Below are 19,624 nucleotides of genomic sequence, written 5' to 3' on the forward strand. Positions count from 1 at the left end.
ATAATTAATTAACTGCTACATTTATTAATTTTTCAGGAATCCCATTTCCTGTAGTCGCTTTCAACTGAATCTTTTCTCTCTTCCCGTTTGATTGAATAATCACAACACATTTTCCGTTGAAAAGCTTGCAAGAATTCGCTTTAAAGGACTCCAAATTGGCTTGATAACCATTATCAACTCCAACTAATTTTCCTCCTCCAGTAACTTCAAAATTAATTAAATCCATTGCGTCAGGAACTAAGTTTCCGCCTTTATCAGTCATAGAAACTGTTACATAAACCAAATCATAAGTATCGTTTTTAATTTCGGTTTTATCTGCTTTTAGATCCAATTTAGAAGCTTCTGCGGCTGTGCGAATTTCTTTTTGCAAAACCACTTTTCCATTCTTTCTTGAAACAGCTTTTAACGTTCCCGGTTCGAACTTCACTTTCCATGAAACATGCAAATCATCATTTTGCTTGGATTTCTTTCCAAGAGATTTTCCGTTTAAAAACAATTCTACTTCATCTGCATTATTGTAGTACGCCCAAACGTTGATTTCCTGATCTTTTTTCCAGTTCCAATGCGGTAAAATGTGCAGAACGGTTTTATTAGACCATTCGCTTTGATACATATAATACACATCTTTTGGAAGTCCCGCTAAATCTACAATTCCGAAATACGAACTTCTCGCAGGAAATGGATACGGGTCTGGTTCTCCGATATAATCGAATCCTGTCCAAATAAAAGTTCCCGCCATAAAATCCTGACTTTTAATTGTTTTCCAATTTTCCTCGTGCGTTGCTCCCCAATACGATTTCACTTGATCGTAAGCCGAAACCGTCCAATCTGAATTTCCGTCAAACGGAGCACCGTGTTTTGTTGGCCAAGCTTTTATAACATCCGATTGATCGTAATGTCCGCGCGTTTCTAAAGCCGAAACACTTTCTGAAGCTAATATTTTTTGTCCTTTAAATTTAGTTGGGAAATCTTTATAATCTTCGTGTTTATAATTGAATCCCAAAAGATCTAAAGCGCCAGATTGATAAATGAAATTTTTCTCTATTACATTTTCTGTCAAAGCAGAAGTCACGGGGCGAGTTACATCTAACGATTTTACAATATTAGCCAATTCTCTCGTAATAGCAATTCCCGTACTGTCAAATTGTTCTCTGATTTCGTTACCAATACTCCACATCATAACCGAAGGATGATTGCGGTCTCTTTTTATAAAATCTTCTAAATCTTGTTTATGCCAAGCATCCCAATCTTTATGATAATCGTTGGTTACTTTTTTCTTTTTCCAAACATCAAAAGCTTCATCCTGAACGATAAATCCCATTTCGTCGCACAATTGCATCATTTCTAAAGAATGAGGGTTATGAGACATTCTGATGGCATTTACACCCATTTCTTTCATCAAAGTCAGTTTTCTTTTAACCGCATGAATGTTTTCTACAGCTCCCAAAGCGCCATTATCATGATGCAAACAAACTCCGTAAATTTTAGTTGGAACACCATTTAATGAAAATCCTTTTTCTGCATCGAAATTGAAAAATCTAAATCCAAGCGGAGTTTCGTAATTATCGACTAGTTCAGATTTCACGTAAACTTTTGTAATTACTTTATACAAATACGGGTTTTCAACATTCCATAATTGTGTCTTCACAACCTCAAGATCATGCACCTTCGTTTCAAAAGTTTTAGCCCCAATTTTTTCTATAGAAATCTTATTCGCCACTTCCTTATCCTTAGCATCTAAAATCGAAGTGACCAATGTAAATTCTCTAGCGGTATCATTGTCATTATTAATTGTAACTTCTAAATGCACTTTTGATTTCTTTGTTGAAACTTCAGGCGTAGTTACAAAAGTGCCCCACTTTCCAACATGCAATTTTTCAGTTGTCACCAATCTCACATTTCTGTAAATTCCAGAACCTGTGTACCATCTTGAATTTGGCTGAGAATCGTTATCAACTTTTACAGCAATAATATTGGCCTGTCCATAATTTAAATACGGAGACAAATCATAACCAAAAGAGATATATCCATTTGGACGCATCCCCAATGATTTACCGTTTATAAAAACTTCGCTATTCTTAAAAACACCATCAAATTCAATTGAAATCGTTTTACTTTTCCAGCTTGCAGGAATAGTAAAAGTTTTGCGGTACCAGCCTTTTCCAGCAGGCAAAAAACCTTGCGCTTGTTTGGTTTTAGCCTCTTTATCAAAAGCGCCTTCAATACTCCAATCATGAGGCAATTGAAGCGTTCTCCAATCTGACACATTATAATTAGCATTTACTGCTTCAGGATAATCTCCTAATTTAAAGTTCCAATTTTTGTTGAAATCTTCAACAATTCTAGCTTGTTTTTGTGCAAAAATTGATACTGAAAATAGCAATGCAATTGTAATGGTTTGAAAAATGTTTTTATGTTTAATCATAAATATGTTTTTATTTTAATCTAAATCTATACGTCATTTTTGTTAGGCTGAGCGAAGTCGAAGCCAAGGCTGGCATTACTTTGCGTGGGCTTCGACTTCGCTCAGCCTGACAAACTAATACATCATCAAAAGGAAACCTTAGAACCTTTGCTCCTCTGCACCTTTGTCCCTAACAAAAAACCTATTGAAACTCGAAATTATCCAACATCAACCCCTTCAAATCATCTCCTTCTAAAGTAATTTTATACGTTCCTGCGTTGATATAACCTCCCGATGTTGTGTTTAATATTTTCCATTTTTCTGGAGAAGGAAAAAATTCAATCGTGTCATTTCGCATTAAAATTCCGTATGCATCTTCCATTTTGAATTTTACTTTTAATGGCGTCTCATTTCGATTCATAAAACGGAAACGCATTAGATAAATTCCTGCTACGCCTGGTTTTACTTCAAACTCGATACTATTATTTGTCTTTTTAGTGAATTCAATATAATCGGCTTTTTTGAAATTTCCTTTTTCAATTCCTGTTCCAGTTATTTTTGCTTTTTCTGCTTCTATGATTACTACTGGTCTTGAATCGTCTTTTTCACCCATATCGTATATTGGAACAAGTGCAATTGTCGAAATTGTTTCAGCGTTATCAAAAAGAACCTTCTCGCCTTTCTTTATTTTTTTAGTGAAAACATCAAAAGAAATTCCATTGTTGTTTTTAGCTTTTTCTTCTATTTTTTTAAAATCTGAAAGCGAATTTAATGTTTTCGTTTTATCATCAACTAAAACATAAACATTCGATTCTTCTTTTGCGGTAAACGAACCTGAAACTTTTGAATTATTAGGAAACTGTAAATAATCTGCACCAAAAACTTCTGAAGGCAATTCAGTAAAAATAACTTCTGAGTTTAAGAATTGCTTCGAATTGACATCTAACCAAGAAGCAATTTTAAAATCTTTGGAATCCAAGCTTACATTCTGAATATTTTTCGGAGATTCCTCTGCAGGTCTTGCGTGATAATCTTTTGTACCAATTGCAATTGCTGAAATTATAGCTTGTCCTGCTTTCACATTTGGAAATGAAATTTTAATTTTTCCGCCAGTGCTCCTGATTTTAAAAGTTTTTTTCAAAACATTATCATATCCTGCTTCTGACCAAATATCAAAGTCTTTTAAAACGATATTATCATTAATTGCAACATCAAATAAACGCCAACCTTTGCAGTCTAATCCGCCACCAGTTCCGTACCACGGTTCTGTGAAATACAATTCGACTAAATATTCTCCATCTGGTGCAGGAAATTCGTAACGCAATTTATCAACTCCATATCTGAAATTCTGAAACAAAGTTTGATCTTTTGTTCCGTTTACAGGATCGAAACTGCTTCTTTGGCTTGCAAAAAAATCGGGCAATTTTTCAAAATTATCTGTCCACGATAAAGATCCCCAAGTATTTTCTCCGCTTTTATGTGTGTCTGTAAGCCAAGTATTTCCGTTACTATCTGTAAATTCAGAACCGCCACAATTAACTCTATAAATATAATTTATACCCCTTTTTGCTTTTAAAATATCTGTTTTATCAGCAACCAACGATTCTACATTTGGCGCTTTCGGAAGAGTATTCAAAACGATATAATCTTTGGCAACGGCTTTTCCGTTTACATATCCAACGGCATATAAAACATTATATTGAATATTGACATTGTTGAATATAAAATGCTTTCCAATTCCTGGATTTTTTAGTTTTCCAAGTGAAACTTTGTTTACATCATTGAACAATTCAACTTCATCACAATTGGAGTAAATATCGATTCCGTTTTTGATTCCGGCTTTTTCCCAACGGCTCGGCCAAGTGTGCGAAACAATATAAACCATTGGATTGGTTTTGTTTGAAGCGTAGTTGGCGCGATACATATAAAAAGCATCCAAAGGCTCTCCCCAAATCGTAAAAAGTCCTTTATAATTTACTGGGCCAACTTTATCAATATCTCTAAATCCTTCTCCATTTTGAACACGTCCCGGATTTTCGTGCGAAGCAAAAAGCCAATTGAATTGTCCCGCAATTTTATCTCGAACCGATTCTGCTTCTCTCACTTTAATTTCCATTAATTGAGAAAAACGATTTTCGCTTAAAGTTCCTTTTTGATCGAATTCGCCTTCCGTATGTAAATCGGTAGAACGCCACGCTCCGTATTCGCCATTTAATAACTGAGTCGTCATTTCTAAATGGTATTTTAACGGATCTCCACCATAAGTTCCTGACCAGTTTTGAACGACATTCCAATCTGTTCCTTCTCCTCCATTACAAGTCGTAACAATTCTTTGTGAAGCCGATAACGGATCCATTTCGCGGATAATCTGCGTGCATTCTTCTGCAAATTCTTTCGGAATTGTACTTTCATTCTGCAATCCCCACATGACAACAGACGGACTATTTCTTCTTTCTTTAACCCATTCGCGCAATAAGGTTTTAAAATTTTCTTTGAATTCTGGCGTGTCGTACCAAATATGCGCCGAAAACTGACTCCAGAATAAGATTCCGTTTTCGTCTAATTCTTTTTGGTACAATAAATTATGAGGCTGATGCGCTTCTCTAAAAGCGTTGAATCCGCCTGCTTTGATTTGCTCGATTCTAGCGTGAATTTGTTCGTCTGAAAACGCATGACTATTTCCAATTTGATGTTCGTATTCGCAAACACCGTTTATGAAAACAGGTTCGTCATTAATAAAAAATCGATTGTCTTTTCCGTCACGACTTACTGGCCAGCTTACCCAACGAATTCCGTAAGGCGTTGATAATTGATCAATTATTTTTCCGTTCTCAAAAACAGAAGTAACCAATTTATACAAATATGGATTTGACGGCGACCACAATTTAGGAGTTTGAATTTCCGGTAAAGTCTGAGCAACCGATTTTATTTCGCCCGAAGTATTTTTAACTGTACTTTTTGAGCTTACAACTTTCTTTCCTGAAGCATCAAAAAGGACATTTTCGATCGTTAAATTTCGATCTGAAGTTCCGTAATTTTTGATTTCTGTAGTCGTAAGCAAAATCGCTTTTTGTTTCGAAACCGATTTGTCATTCCAGATATGAACGCCAAAAGGTTCGATTCTAACATCGTTTGTCATGACTAAAGAAACAGGTCTAAAAATCCCCATTGGCTGAGAACCTTCTGAAAATCCCCATTCACCAGAACAACCTCCGCAAACCCATGGAAGATCTGCAATAAAAGATGGATGCGATGCTTTTACCAAAATCTGGTTTTCTTTTTCTAAAGAAACAGCTTTCGTAATATCAAGCGTAAAAGTGGTTCGCCCACCTTTGTGTTCGCCCACTTTTTTTCCGTTTACCCAAACTGTTGCGTAAGAACTAACGCCTTCAAAAAACAAAAAGAGCCTTTTACCAGCAGCAGTTTTATCGAGTTTTAATGTTTTTTTGTACCAAGCGGTACCGTGTAAATTTCCATGTTTTGTTCTCCTGAAACCATAATACTGATCCCAATTGTGAGGCACACTTACCTGCTGCCAATCGGAATCAGTTTTTGGATGGTCTACAAACCTCTCTTCCTGCACCGGAAGATTTTCCAATATTATAGTTTCCCAAGACGAATTCAGTGAAATCTCTTTACGAAATTTCCCTGAATCTTTGCTTTGACTCCAAACAAAGCAAAGACTTGAAAAAAAACAAAAAATAAAAAAAACTATTCTGTTCATATTTTTAAAAACCATATAAGTTATATAAGGTAATTTAAGTTCATTGTGTGTCCTGCAAGGTTTCCAAAACCTTGTAGGTTTATTTTTTAATGTTCTTTTATAATGCCTACAAAATTTTGAAACCCTTTTAGGAAAATAATATTCTAATTTCTTGTTCGCGTGAGGGATGGCAGTGGAGCTCTTTTTTGAGGCGATTTTTCTTCGCCTCAAAAAAAGCGGGAACGTACAGCCCGACCCGGAGGGACACGCCCAAATTATTCTTTTAATTCTAAACTTTACTTATACCTACAAAGTTTTAAAAACCTTACAGATCTATTTTTTACGTTTATTTATAATACCTACAAGGTTTTGAAAACCTTGCAGGAACGTAGATTAATAAAACAACCAATCAACTGCTGCTTTTTCTCCTGCATCAATATAGCCAACATCACGTGGTGTAATATTTTGATCTGCGTCGATGAAACCTAAAATCAATACTTTTCCTTTTCCTAAATCTAATTTATTTTCTCCAGGCTGAAAAGTGTAGGTATGAATGTTTACACGTGGTAAATCTTTTAAATTCATCGCGCTTGCCAAAATTACTTCGGCTTGACCGTGAGCATTTCCAGCAGCATCTGTTTCTAAACTTGGCGGCAATAAAAACCTTTTTTGATCTGAATTGAAATACCCAACTACTAATTTAACCGCTTTTGTGTTTCTAAACTTCAAATGTGTTCCTTTTTCATTTTGCTCATTTTCTACAAACGAATATCCTCTTAAGTTTTGAAGTTCAGGAGCTATTTTTGTTAATTCAGAAATATCAGTTCCGTAAACTTTTGTTCCAGTTTTAACTAAATAAGTTCCCGGTTTTTCATCAATAAAAGTTACTTCAGCTGTTTTCCAAGGTTTTCCTTCTTTGCTTTCAATTTTACCGTCTTTTGAAGATTTTAGCTTGTCTAGGTTTCTTTTGAAATTAGCCAATTCACGCTCATAATGCGGCAATAATTCCGCCCAAGTTTTGTTGTTTCCGTCGTCTCCTCCAATCGGAATTCTACGTTGTGCAGTTTGCATACTGTTGGCATAGTAATATGTATCTTTCGTTAGCTTCACCAATAATTCGTAGTGCTCTAAACTTTTTTCTAAATGAGGCGTTGCTTTGTCTAAATCGGCAATATCATTTGAATAACTGTATCTTAAAACCAACAACGCTGCTTTTACTTTTTCTGAAAAGAAATCAGCGAAAGCTTTATAAGCATGCATATCATTTTTAAGACGCGCAAATTCTTCTTTATCTTTTGTTACGCTTGCTTCGGCTTTGTCGATAGCTTCAACAGCCAATCTTCCGTGTTCTGTAATTTCAGCAATGATTTGCGTTGGAAGTTCGCCAGAATGCGGCTCTTTGTTCCATTCTTTTTTAGCGTATTCTAAAAGCAATTCTCCCGCTGGTCCACAAGATTCGTGGAAACCTGGATACACTCTCCATTTTGACGGATTTACTAATTGGCTTTCAAACATTCCTAACAATAAAGTTTGTCTGTTTCCTTCTGTGATTCCGAAACGTCTTAATGTTTTTGGAGCGATTTCTCCTGTTTCTTCGTATGCTTTTAAAATATTATTTGCTGCTTCTTGAGTCGTTCCGAATTTCGCAGCCAAATCTTTATCCCAATATTTAACTTCTTCATTTCTGTCTCTTTTGCTGTCCCAAGCATATCTTGCCCAAGCTTTGTACCAAATCCAATCGCGATCCATTTCTAATAAACGTTCGCCTGATTTTGTTTTATCAGCAGAATAAGGCCAATCCCAATAAGAAGCTTGCGGATATAAGTGTAATGCATTCGCTCCGTGAACGCTGTGCATTGCTTTAACCGTTTTTTGAATAAAATCTGGAGAACCGTATCTAAAAGGTTCTAAGTTTGCCAAAATATGAACGTTTTCAATATGAATTGATTTTAGAGCGCTCAATTGTTTGTGCGTTTCTCCCCAAGGTCCGCCTGGAGTATAAGTTGTTAAAGACTCTCCCGTGTATTTACTTTCTGTATAAAGATTTTTGTATAATGGAAGTGATTTTTCCATTACCAAAGGTCCGTCTGTATCATGAGAACGCAAAATAATCGGTGGTTCTTCTGTTTTTCCTAAAGCTTGTAAACCATCGCGAACACCTGGAATAATCGTTTTGGTAAACCATTCAACGTCATCATCAACCGTATTGATTGCTTCTCCCAAACAAACCATTAATCCAACGTTTGGATATTTTTCGATGAAAGCTGCAATAGATTTTCTAGTATAATCTGACAACAAAGGCGTGATTGGTCTAGAACGATCTTGTGTTTTAATGTTGTAATGCTCTGCAAAAGGCTTAGAAACAATAATGTTGTAGAACATCTGAATTACCCAGATTCCTCTTTTGTTGGCTTCAACCGTTAGGAATTTATAGATTTCTTCGTTCTTTTTGAAATCTTCATCGCTTACTTCAACCGCAAAAGGATATTCCTTCAGTTTTACCAAAGAAGCAAAAGGATGTCCGTTCCATAAATACAAAGAATTCATGCGGTTATCAACCAACATATCTAAGTATTTTATCCAAAGTGCTTTATCGTAAAACCAAGGAAAAGTTTCTGGCGTATACGGATATTCGTAAACATCGCGTCCTGGAAGATAAACCGGTTTCTGCATTCCGATACAAGCGCCACGCAAAACCATTTCTGGACTGTCTTCAATATTAATTTCTGAAGGAAGCTGACCTGAACTTTTAATTCTGTCTACCAATTCCATTGCGCCGTACAAAGTTCCGCTTGCATCTGTTCCTTCAATGAAAATGATATTTTTTTGAGTACGAATTAAAAAACCTTCTTTCTTGGTTAATTTGCTATCATCAATTTTAGCACTTTTTGCATTCTTTTTCCAAAAATCAGTTCCTTTTTCTCCAATAACAATTACTTTATCTTTTGAGCTTTTTAATTTATCGGCAGAAGCAACAGTGAAACCTTTTGCTGAAAGCGTTTCTGATAATTTCTCTGCTCCAAATTTTGCTCTTGGCGAACTCGCATCACTAACAATAGTAATATTTTGCGCTGTTGCGAAAGAGACGAAAAGACATAAAAAAAGTAATTGTAAATATTTCATAGTATGCTGTTTTTGGGTATTCTATTTTAAAATTTAATCTGCTAAATCTGCCAGATCTGCGTGAAAGTATCTCTCGCAGATTTAGCAGATTCGGCAGATTGATAGTGAAAAATTGTGCTGTTTAACTTTTACATATTTTCACCTATTTTCTTTTTAATTCTGGAAAATTTTCTTCAAATAAGCTACGTTTGCTCCGTAATTGGCTTTTACATTATGAACTTGATTAACGTCTCTAGAACGTTCTACAATCAGCCAGCCGCTCCATTTCATTTCGTCCAAAGTCTGTTTGATTTTTGGCATATCGATCGCTGGGTCATTTTCTAACCAAAATTGATCGGTATTTGAAGCGTGAATCTGAGCTACATATTTTCCTAAAATCTTTAATTCTGACGAAATATCTCTTTTGTTGTCTAAAGCATTCGCAAAGTTGAAAGAGCTTTTAATGTATTTTGAACCGACTTCGTCTAAAAGTTTTTTCTCTTCTGTCGCACTCAAAGAAGTTTCAATTGCAATTACACCGCCAATTTTACCTACTTCTTTTCCTGCCCATTGCAATCTCTTAATCACTTCTGGACGCAGTTCTGGATTTTTAACTAAATCGGTTTGAGTTCCTAAAGGTAAATACGCCACTTTTACTTTCATATTTTTCATTGCCTGAACACAATCGTTAATCATTGGTGTGATTTCTCGTGTAGCAAATGATTGTGCGTAAAATCCAGACATCGCAATTGAACTGATGCCAACTCCTGTTTCTTTTGATTTGTCTAAAAATTTTTGTCTTTCTACAGAATCTCCTAGTTTGCTGTCAAAAGTTGGTCGGTTTCCTAAACCTCCCATGTCTAGTTCGATTCCGTCAGCTTTTATTTCTGCTGCTAAAGCAAAAGAACCTAATTTTTGTCTTTTCAAAATCATCCAATCACAAACCGCAACTTTATATTTTTGCTTTTTGTTTGAAGACTGAGCCGTTGCACAGCTGTTGAATGTTGTTGATAAAACAACAAGCATTGCAATTAATAAATGTTTTTTAGATTTCATTAGCTATATTTTTTGCCACGAATTGCACTAATTTTCGCGAATTACTATTTTTAAAAATTTGTGGAAATTGGTGAAATTCGTGGCGAACTTTCTTTTACTCTTCTTCCGCTTTTACAGCTGTTACCACTTTTCCTTCTTCACCTGGCCAAACACCATTTTTGATTGGAAGTGCTACTAATTTACTCGGATCAACTTTTACATATTTCAGTTTTTCTCTTCTCCAAGTATAAACAATATGCACCATTCCGTCTGAACTTTGAATCATTGAAGGATATGAATATTGACTGATTTTTGAATCTTCTAAAATCAAAGCTGCGTTCCAGTGAATTCCATCTTTAGAAACCGAAACATTTAAAGGTGTTCTTGGACCTTTTGCTTCTTTTCCAGGAGGAAGAACGTGATTGTAAACCAATAAATGTCTTCCGTCTTTTAAAGTTACAGCATCCGTTCCTGAGTTGTTATTTGGAAGTCCTATTAACTCAATATCTGACCACGTTTTTCCGTTGTCTTTTGAGAAAGTGCTGAAAATTGCTCTATTTCTTGTTCTTCCAATGGCTTGAATGTTGCCGTCTTTATGAAATAAAATACTTGGCTGAATCGCGTTGATTTTTTGTTTCCCTCTTGAAAGCGTATCTCCCATAACCCAAGTTTTTCCAAAATCTGGAGTAGATTCCATACGAAGTCTCCATCCGTCGCCTTCGATGCTTGACGGACATAATAAAGTCCCGTTGCTTAATAAAACTGGTTTGTTTTTGATTGGCCCTAAGAAACCATCAGGCATTTTTTGAGCCTCAGACCATGTTTTTCCGCCATCAGATGAAGTTCTGATTACGCCCCACCATTCCGATGGTTTTGGTCCGATTTTGTAGAAAAGCATTAAATCGCCACCCGGAATTTGATATAAAACTGGATTCCAAGTTGGCAATCTCGGTCCTTCTTTCATAACGCCATCAGCCACTTTTACGCCTTCGTTCCAAGTATCACTTCCCTTTGGTTTGATTGCAACATAAATGCAAACATCAGGATGTCTTTCGTGAGTTCCTCCAAACCAAGAAGCAACTAAATCACCATTTGTAGCTTCGACAATTGTAACCGCGTGACAAGACGGATATGGCGCTTTGTCGTAGATAAACTGATCTACTAAAATACCTTCTTTCCAAGTCTTTTTTTCTAAAGCTGATTTACAACTTCCTAAAAGGAAAAGTCCAAACAAGACAAATGCTAATTTTGCGATCTTCATTCTTAATTAAATTATGAATTATTTTTTTTGACTATAAATATAAACCTAACATTTTTTTAGGTGAAAATATTTATTAAGTGTAAAAATAACACTAAAAAATTAACAATGTATCCTGTACTGTCCCGAAAAACTAAAAATGTAGCTTATTTAACGTTTACCGCATAATTTCCTGACGAAAGTGTCACGATAACCTGATTTTTATCTGTAGAATAAGCAAAAGAAGTCTTATCCAGCCTCTGTTTGTTGATTGAAACAGCCGAAATATCATTTGCTGGAAGATATACAACTGCAGAAGTATTTGCAGGAATTGTAATATTCCAAACTAAAGCTTTTTTGTCTTTTTTCCAGTCGCTTTTAATTAAGCCATAAACTGATTCGTAAGAAGCATTTACATAAGTCAATCCCGCATTGAAATCTGGTTTCATAATGATTTGTTTGAATCCTGGAGTTTCAGGATTGCTTTTGATTCCGGCCATATTTTCGTAATACCAAATCAATAAATCGCCTAAAAGCATGACGTGATTTTGCGAATTCATAGCTGGATCTGCGGTGTTTCCATTCCAAAGTTCCCAAATCGTAGTCGCGCCGTTTTCAACCATATAACCCCAACTTGGATAGGTTTTGTTTGATGCTAATTTAAAAGCCAAATCGCCACGACCAAAATTGGTTAACGTTCGCATTAAAAACTGTGTTCCGATAACGCCTGTACTTACGTGACCTTTTTTAGTCACTTCAACTTCATGCGCTAAATTTTCAAATATTTTGGTTTGAAGTCCGTCTGGAACTATTCCGAAAGTTAAAGGCAATAAATTGGCAGTAACCGTATTATTGGCGTAACTGTTTTTATCTGTATTTAAATATTTAGCGTTGAATGCTTTTTTGATTCTTAAAGCCAAATCATCATAATGCTGAATGTCATTCTCTTTTTTAGAAATCACAGCAAATTTCTTCATGATGTTCAAAAGCTGATAATAAAACGCACTCGAAATCAATTCGCCATCAGTTAAACGAGCTGGATCTTTTGAACGTATTAATTCTAAAGATTCTGGCGGAACGCACCAATCTCCATATTTATCTTTGGTCATTAAATCATCAACCAAATAATTTTCTTCCATATAATCCATCCATTTTTTCATGTATGGATATTGCTTTTCGACCACTTTTGCATCACCAAATTGTTGATACAACATATCGGCAACCGTGATATAAGTTCCCGGCCAAGTTACATTGTCTCCGTAATAACGCCAAAAAGCAGGAGCAACATCTGGAAGTCCTCCATCAATAGTTTGTGAATTTTTAATATCGTCTAACCATTTTGCGTATAAAGTCTGATTATCAAATAAAAAACTTTCTCCGTAAGCACCCGTTGTTCTGTCTCCCAACCAAGGCTGACGCTCGTTTCTTTGCGGACAATCGATTGGCATTCCTTTGTAATTTCCGCTGATTCCCCACCAAGCATTCTTAAAGATCTGATTCATTATCGGATTCGAAGAATCGAAAGTTCCTGTGGTTTGAATGTCATCATAAACGACTTTTCCAACAAAATTTTCTACAGTTGGTTTTGTAGTAAAACCTGAAATTTCAACAAATCTAAATCCGTGGAAAATAAAACGAGGTTCCCAAACTTCTTCTCCTTCCCCTTTTAAAGTATAAATATCAGTGGTTTTTGCATCTCGCAAATTGGCAATGTAAAGCGAACCGTCTTTCTGAAGCGATTCAGCAAATTTCATCGTGATTTTATCGCCTTTATTTCCTTTAACTTTCAATTGCAACCAGCCCACCATATTTTGTCCCATATCTAAGATATAAGTTCCTTTTGGAGTCTGTTTTATCGAAATCGGTTTTACTTCACGCTTTACCTTCATATTAGCTGACATCTGTCCTTCATAAAACCCTCCAGGCTCTTGAACATATTCAGCAGAAAGCCATTTTTTATCATCAAAATTAACGGTGTTCCAGCCTTTCATTTCTTTGCGGGCATCATATTCTTCACCATCATATTCGTTGTTTGATAAAATCGGTCCATCGGTTGTAATTTTCCAAGTATCATCAGTTCTGATCACGTCTTTGCTTCCATCTTTATATTCCACAAATAACTGCAAAGCCATTTTCGGATAACCAAAAGTTTTGATTTTATACGGCTTATAATCCTGACGCATCGTGAAAAAACGTCCGTTTCCTAAAATCGTTCCTAACATGTTTTTTCCTTCCTGCAACTGCGAAGTCACATCAAAAACATTGTATTTCACATTTTTCGTATAATCCGTCGGAACTGGAGCTAAAACCTGATCTCCTATTTTATTTCCGTTAATGTAAAATTCATATAATCCCATTCCGATAATATAAACCTTAGCATTTTTGACTTTCTTTTTTAGATTGATTTCTTTGCGAAGATAACGTGCTGATAATCTTGAATATTGCGAAATACTATCGCCAAGAGACGTTTTTTCATAACCAATCCATCGTGTTGATTTCCAATCTGCGTAAGTCAAAATCCCGATGCTGAAATGTGCATTTTCTTTTGATTGGATTTCTCCTTTATTCGTAAAAACAGTTACTTTCCAGAAAACATCCTGACGGTCTTTCAGTTTTTTTCCGTTATAAATTACATTTACAGAAGCGTCACTTTTTACTTTTCCGCTATCCCATAAATCACCATTTCCGGCATTTAGTTTTTCTAAACTTGAAGAAGCTATAATTTGATAAGCCGTTTGTTTTACATAGTTTACGGCTGCTTTTATTTTCCAGCTTAATCTTGGCTGTAAAACGTCAATTCCTTCTGGATTGGTCAGCATTTCGCATTTTAAATCACTCACCATGATTTTATTTTGGGCTGTCGCCGAAAGTGTTAAAAGTGAAATGATTAAGGTAAGATGTAAAAAAAACTTTTTCATGGCATTATTTTAAACTGGTAGTTTTTGTACTAAAAACTGATATTCGATTCGGAGATAGCTATTTAAAACTGTTTCGTTTTATAAAGAATATACATTGCCGTATCTTCCTCTAATTTTATCAATTAAGCTTAAGTCGTTAACTTCAATATTCCAACTCTTAAGCATTTTATGTGCGTTCCAGCGAATTTTCCAATTGGAATCTTTTGTCTTCTCTCTTAATTTTGAAATAACTGACTGTTTAATCCCTTTACCATCAAAATCCACCCAATATTCTAATAGTGATAAAGCGTTAAAACGAATTTCTAATTTTTGATTATCAAGTTCTTTAACCAACATTTCTCTAACCTTTTCAGCATCTAAAGAATCCGTTTCATCAACTGTGATATTCTCTAAAAGCGGATAAAGCTGTTGCATTTTATTTTGATTTATGGCAATTGAAAAAATCCTTGCAAATTCTTTGGTTAAGAAATCATTCCAAAAACTATAATTTTCGCATTCAGATAAGGAATAATAAATTAGGCTAATTTTGTCCGTTTCTGAAAAAAGTTTTTCTTCACAAAAACTTTTTAATGCTTCAATATTCTTTCTGCATAATTTTTCTGTTGCTTCTTCTACTTTTTCAGAAGCTTCAAAATCCAGATTTGAATATTCTTCATAACCAATTATAGCGTCAAATATCATTTTTTATATTTTATTTAATTCGAAATCACGCGTTCTAACTTCTCAGAAAAAGCAATTTCTTTTCCATTTTTAAAAACTTTGAAACCTTTTCCTTTTTTATATTTTTCTCCCGTTTTATCCCAAAGAATGGTAATTATATTGCCGTGATATAAAACATTATCCAGACAAAACCAATCCCATTTTTCTTGCGGAATCAAAGGATTCACTTCAATTTTTTCATCAGCTCTCGGACGTAAACCGACTAATCCTGTAATCATTAAGTCGTTGAAAGTTGAGTGATTGTAATAACGGCTTCTTTCTCTGTCGCCCATTAACCAATAGCCTGTTGTTTCATCCAAATATTCACCAAGATAAGGTTTTCCTCTATAATATTGCGATTGAACGTACAATTCCATTTGTTTGAAATAATCAGGTTTTCCAACAAAATTCTGATTGTAATCGTTTAGAACATTCGCCATAGCTGTCAAAGTCTGCGAACTTGCAAAAGGCCAAATCGCGCCATCCCACTCACAAGTTCCGGTTCCGTGAGTTCTGAAACGCGGACTTCTTCTTTCAGCAGTTGTTAAACCAAACGGAGCCGAAAATCCTTTTTCATCTTTCACTTGTTCCCAAGCTTTTTCAAATCCTTTTCCTTTTTCAGGAAGATTAAAATACCACGGAATAAATCCGATCGCTTCACGAACTTGTGCTAGTGTATCTTTTTGTGTCAAAGTTTCAAAGAATTCACTTTTTGGATTCCACAATTTAGTTTCCACTAATTGCTTCAAATCATCAGCTTTAGCTTTGAATTTTGCTTCAACATCTTTATCGCCTTTCATTTCAGCCATTTTTGAAATCGCTACAGCGTTTCCGTACATATAACTGTTAATCGTTGGTCTTGCATTTTGTACTTTACGCCCTCCACTTAACGATTCTTCCATTCCATCTTTTACATCATGCTGCCAAAATAAACCATCTTTGCGTTGACGGTCTTTTTCCCAAACGGCGTAATCGGTAACCATATCTGGATATAGATCCAATAAGAATTTTTCATCTTTATTCACCAAATAACGATTGTATAAAGCATCGGCTGTCCAACTGCTGAATTTATACAATTTGTTCATCGGTTTTCCATCGTTTCCTCTATACCAAATTTTAACATCTTGTTCAATGTATTTCGGATCATGAACCCATCTGAATTCATTAATATGATGCCCCAAAGCACAACTAATCATATTGTATTTATCAGCATACGAACGATCAACTAAAAACTCGGTAATCGCAAATCCTTGCGGTGTATTTTTGATGTGCTTACGAACGCTCCACCATCTGAAATAATAGATTTCTTCAAAATTTTGTTGAGGACATTCAAACAGCGGAATATTCTTTTCCATCCAAGTCCAAGCACTGTCATTCGGAATCGCAAATTTTAAATTCTCATCTTCCATTGTGTTAAAATAATCAACATAATGTTTGAAGTTTTTTTCTTTTAAAATAGCCGATTTTCCTAATTGCGAAGATCCTGCACCAGATTTGCAACTGCTGTTTATGCAAGCAATTATAATGGAAAGGGCTATTATTTTATGTTTGAAATTTGTCAACATCTTATTCATTTAATTTTAATAGTTTGGGCGTGCCCCTCCGGGTCGTGCTGTCCGTTCCCGCTTTTTTTGTTCGGCAGAAAAAAGCCTCACAAAAAAGAGCTCCACTTCCATCACTCACGCGAAAGAAGTTTTCGTTTTTTCAACACCTCTATTTTTCCTGCAAGGTTTTCAAAACCTTGTAGGTATTTATTGAACTCTTTTGGGCTAAAGCCTTTTATCGCATAAATCTTAAACCTCCAGCTAAAGCTGAAGGCAATTCATTTTTTCACGTGATTTTTTCATTTCGAAAACCTAGACTTGCTATTTTATACCTGCAAGGTTTTTAAAACCTTGCAGGAACGACCTAGCTTTTATATTTCCTTATATAACTTATATGGTTTAAAATTTAATTCCCAGTAAAAGTATACGTCTGCCCAGCTTTCATATTCACATCGTAAATATTATAATTAGGTAGTTTTACTTTTTCCAGTTTTGCTTCATTTGAAATAATTGGTTTCTTTACTTCAACATCATAAAACAAAGGATTTGTATTTTTCCCTTTTGCTTTTTTAATCGAAGAACCACTTAACGTATTTTCTACTTTCAAACGGCAGTTTCCACCAATTTTCGAATAGATTTTTAAAGTTGAAACTTTATTGTTTTTCCAAGTCATATCGATTACAAAACCACCTCTTGCCACTAAACCTTTTATACTTCCGTCTTTCCAAACCGTTGGTAAAGCAGGCAATAAATGAATCGCTCCTTCTTGACTTTGCATCAACATTTCAGCAAAACCGGCAGTACAGCCAAAATTTCCATCAATTTGAAAAGGCTGATGCGCGTCTAACATATTCGGATACGTTCCTCCTCCTTTTCTCTGATCTGCTGTTACCAAATGCAACTGATCTTGAATTAATTTATAAGCGTGATTTCCATCTAAAAGTCTTGCCCATAAATTCACTTTCCAACCCATAGACCAGCCTGTAGATTCGTCTGTTCTGTAAATTAGCGATTGTTTAGCCGCTTCAAATAATTCTGGTGTTTTTATTGGCGAAATCTGATTGCTTGGATACAATCCGTACAAATGCGAAACGTGTCTATGATTGTCTTTCGGATTATCCCAATCGTCTTGCCATTCTTGTAATTGATTGTGTTTTCCAATTTTCATTGGTGGCATTTTTGCCAAAGCATCGCTTACTTTTTTCGCATAAGCGGCATCTGGCGAAACCAATGCCGAAGCTTCCATAACATGCGTAAACAAATCAAAAATCAATTGATTGTCCATTGTTGTTCCTGATGTGATTGTTGCTTTTCCTGTTCCGCCAGCATGTGTATTTTCTGGAGAACTTGAAGGCACCACAACCAAATATCCTGTATTCGGATCCACAATCATAAAATCCAAAAAGAAATCGGCAGCACCTTTCATAATCGGATAAATCTCTGCTAAATACTTTTTATCTCCTGTATACAAATATCTTTCCCATAAATCCTGACAAACCCAAGCACCACCAGTCGGCCACATTCCCGAAGCAGCTGAATCTACTGGAGCAGTTACACGCCAAATATCGGTGTTATGATGTAAAACCCATCCGCTGGCATTATACATCATTCTAGCCGTTTCCGCTCCTGTAACACTTAACTCTTTTGCTATTTGAACAAACGGTTCGTGCATTTCCTGAAGATTCGTTACTTGTGCTGGCCAGTAATTCATTTCAGCATTGATGTTTGTCGTGTATTTGCTGTCCCAAGGCGGTGTTACCATATCATTCCAAATTCCCTGCAAATTCGCTGGCTGTCCGCCTGGCTGAGAACTTGAAATTAAAAGATAACGTCCAAACTGGAAGTATAAAGCTGCTAATTGCGGATCGAATTGTTTTGAGAAATCTCTAATTCTTTCGTTTGTCGGTTTCTTAATCAAATCATTCGAACCTAAATCTAAAGAAACTCTGTTGAAGAATTTTTGGTAAAAATCAACATTTGCTTTTTTGATTTCGTCGAAACTTTTTGGCAATGCCTGATCTAAAAATGATTTGCTTTTCGCAATTTCATCTCCAGAAATATCTTGGTAGTTTTTAAAATTAGTTGCAATCGAAATGTACAAAACAACTTCATCAGCTTTGTTAATGCTTAAAACGCCATTGCTTGCATCGATTTCTCCTCCTTTGTTTTTAGCCGTAAGTCTTCCTTGAAATTTTACTTTTCCTTTTACATTTTCAAAGTTAGTTCCAACTCCTGAAAGAATAATTTGATTTCCTTCTGTCGAAGCCGCGGTTTTATCAATCGGACTGTTCATGAAAACATTGCAAGTGATCTGACCTGGTTTATTCGCAGAAAGCTTCACCACAATAACTTGATCTGAAAATGCAGTTAAAATTTCTCTTGTAAACTCAACGCCATTTACTTTGTATTTTACTTTCGCTGTAGCATTGCTAATGTCTAAATCTCGGTAATAATCCGTATATTTTTGATGTCCTGCGAATGAAATATAAACGCTTCCAAAAGTCTGATACGGCATTCCGTCATTGGTTTGCGACATGATATCTTTCGTAGCCAAATCTTGGGCTTCATCAAATTTTCCGTCAAAAATAAGCTGTCTTACTTTTGGCAAAGCCTCAATTGATTTTGTATGTGCATTGCTGTTTGGAGAACCTGCCCAAATCGTTTCTTCGTTCAATTGCAAACGCTCTACTGCTGGATCACCAAAAACCATTGCACCCAAACGTCCGTTGCCCAACGGCAAAGCTTCGTTCCAGATTGCAGCTGGTTTATTGTACCATAATTTTAAGTCGTTTTGTGCAGTTGCAGTCAACGAAAAAATTCCAAAACAGATTGCTGTGATTTTAAATTTTAACTTCATACGTATATTTTTCTTTTTGCCACGAATTACACGAATTGCACTAATTTTTTTTTATTCTTAGCCACAGATTAAAGGATTTTCACTGATTAAAATCTGCCTGATCTGCTAAATCTGCGTGAAAAAAT

General features: G+C 35.5%; 9 protein-coding genes. All 9 read right to left on the reverse strand.

The window, feature by feature from the left end; genetic code table 11:
- Positions 1 to 4 precede the first annotated feature (4 nt).
- Positions 5 to 2,425, reverse strand: a complete 2,421-nt coding sequence (locus tag QLQ96_RS18940; protein WP_482492490.1) for a glycoside hydrolase family 2 TIM barrel-domain containing protein — start codon at positions 2,423 to 2,425, stop codon at positions 5 to 7.
- Positions 2,426 to 2,606: 181 nt separating this feature from the next.
- The gene (locus QLQ96_RS18945; protein ID WP_482492492.1) at positions 2,607 to 6,128 is read right to left on the reverse strand and encodes a malectin domain-containing carbohydrate-binding protein; all 3,522 of its coding nucleotides are present in this window, start codon (positions 6,126 to 6,128) and stop codon (positions 2,607 to 2,609) included.
- 372 nt (positions 6,129 to 6,500) lie between these two features.
- Positions 6,501 to 9,230, reverse strand: coding sequence for an alpha-d-galacturonidase (locus QLQ96_RS18950; protein ID WP_482492494.1), 2,730 nt, complete (start codon positions 9,228 to 9,230; stop codon positions 6,501 to 6,503).
- Positions 9,231 to 9,383: 153 nt separating this feature from the next.
- Positions 9,384 to 10,265 (reverse strand): sugar phosphate isomerase/epimerase family protein, encoded by an 882-nt coding sequence (locus tag QLQ96_RS18955; protein ID WP_482492496.1) that lies wholly within the window; start codon positions 10,263 to 10,265, stop codon positions 9,384 to 9,386.
- Between the two features lie 94 nt (positions 10,266 to 10,359).
- Positions 10,360 to 11,505 carry a sialidase family protein gene (locus QLQ96_RS18960; protein ID WP_482492498.1) on the reverse strand — a complete coding sequence of 382 codons (1,146 nt, stop codon included), beginning with the start codon at positions 11,503 to 11,505 and terminating at the stop codon, positions 10,360 to 10,362.
- A gap of 143 nt (positions 11,506 to 11,648) precedes the next feature.
- Positions 11,649 to 14,399: a glycoside hydrolase family 78 protein gene (locus QLQ96_RS18965; RefSeq protein ID WP_482492500.1), complete on the reverse strand. Its 2,751-nt coding sequence runs from the start codon at positions 14,397 to 14,399 to the stop codon at positions 11,649 to 11,651.
- 78 nt (positions 14,400 to 14,477) lie between these two features.
- Positions 14,478 to 15,080, reverse strand: coding sequence for a hypothetical protein (locus tag QLQ96_RS18970; RefSeq protein ID WP_482492502.1), 603 nt, complete (start codon positions 15,078 to 15,080; stop codon positions 14,478 to 14,480).
- 14 nt (positions 15,081 to 15,094) lie between these two features.
- On the reverse strand, positions 15,095 to 16,672 hold the full coding sequence (locus tag QLQ96_RS18975) for an MGH1-like glycoside hydrolase domain-containing protein (RefSeq protein WP_482492504.1): 1,578 nt from the start codon (positions 16,670 to 16,672) through the stop codon (positions 15,095 to 15,097).
- Positions 16,673 to 17,048: 376 nt separating this feature from the next.
- On the reverse strand, positions 17,049 to 19,499 hold the full coding sequence (locus QLQ96_RS18980; protein WP_482492505.1) for a glycoside hydrolase family 95 protein: 2,451 nt from the start codon (positions 19,497 to 19,499) through the stop codon (positions 17,049 to 17,051).
- Positions 19,500 to 19,624: the final 125 nt, after the last annotated feature.

The organism is Flavobacterium sp. B167r, from assembly GCF_056824315.1.

Bases quoted from the DNA above. Each gene is read 5' to 3' on its own strand.
- QLQ96_RS18950 (WP_482492494.1), bottom strand. From the start codon at position 9,230: ATGAAATATTTACAATTACTTTTTTTATGTCTTTTCGTCTCTTTCGCA.
- QLQ96_RS18970 (WP_482492502.1), bottom strand. From the start codon at position 15,080: ATGATATTTGACGCTATAATTGGTTATGAAGAATATTCAAATCTGGAT.
- QLQ96_RS18980 (WP_482492505.1), bottom strand. From the start codon at position 19,499: ATGAAGTTAAAATTTAAAATCACAGCAATCTGTTTTGGAATTTTTTCG.
- QLQ96_RS18955 (WP_482492496.1), bottom strand. From the start codon at position 10,265: ATGAAATCTAAAAAACATTTATTAATTGCAATGCTTGTTGTTTTATCA.
- QLQ96_RS18965 (WP_482492500.1), bottom strand. From the start codon at position 14,399: ATGAAAAAGTTTTTTTTACATCTTACCTTAATCATTTCACTTTTAACA.
- QLQ96_RS18940 (WP_482492490.1), bottom strand. From the start codon at position 2,425: ATGATTAAACATAAAAACATTTTTCAAACCATTACAATTGCATTGCTA.
- QLQ96_RS18945 (WP_482492492.1), bottom strand. From the start codon at position 6,128: ATGAACAGAATAGTTTTTTTTATTTTTTGTTTTTTTTCAAGTCTTTGC.
- QLQ96_RS18960 (WP_482492498.1), bottom strand. From the start codon at position 11,505: ATGAAGATCGCAAAATTAGCATTTGTCTTGTTTGGACTTTTCCTTTTA.
- QLQ96_RS18975 (WP_482492504.1), bottom strand. From the start codon at position 16,672: ATGAATAAGATGTTGACAAATTTCAAACATAAAATAATAGCCCTTTCC.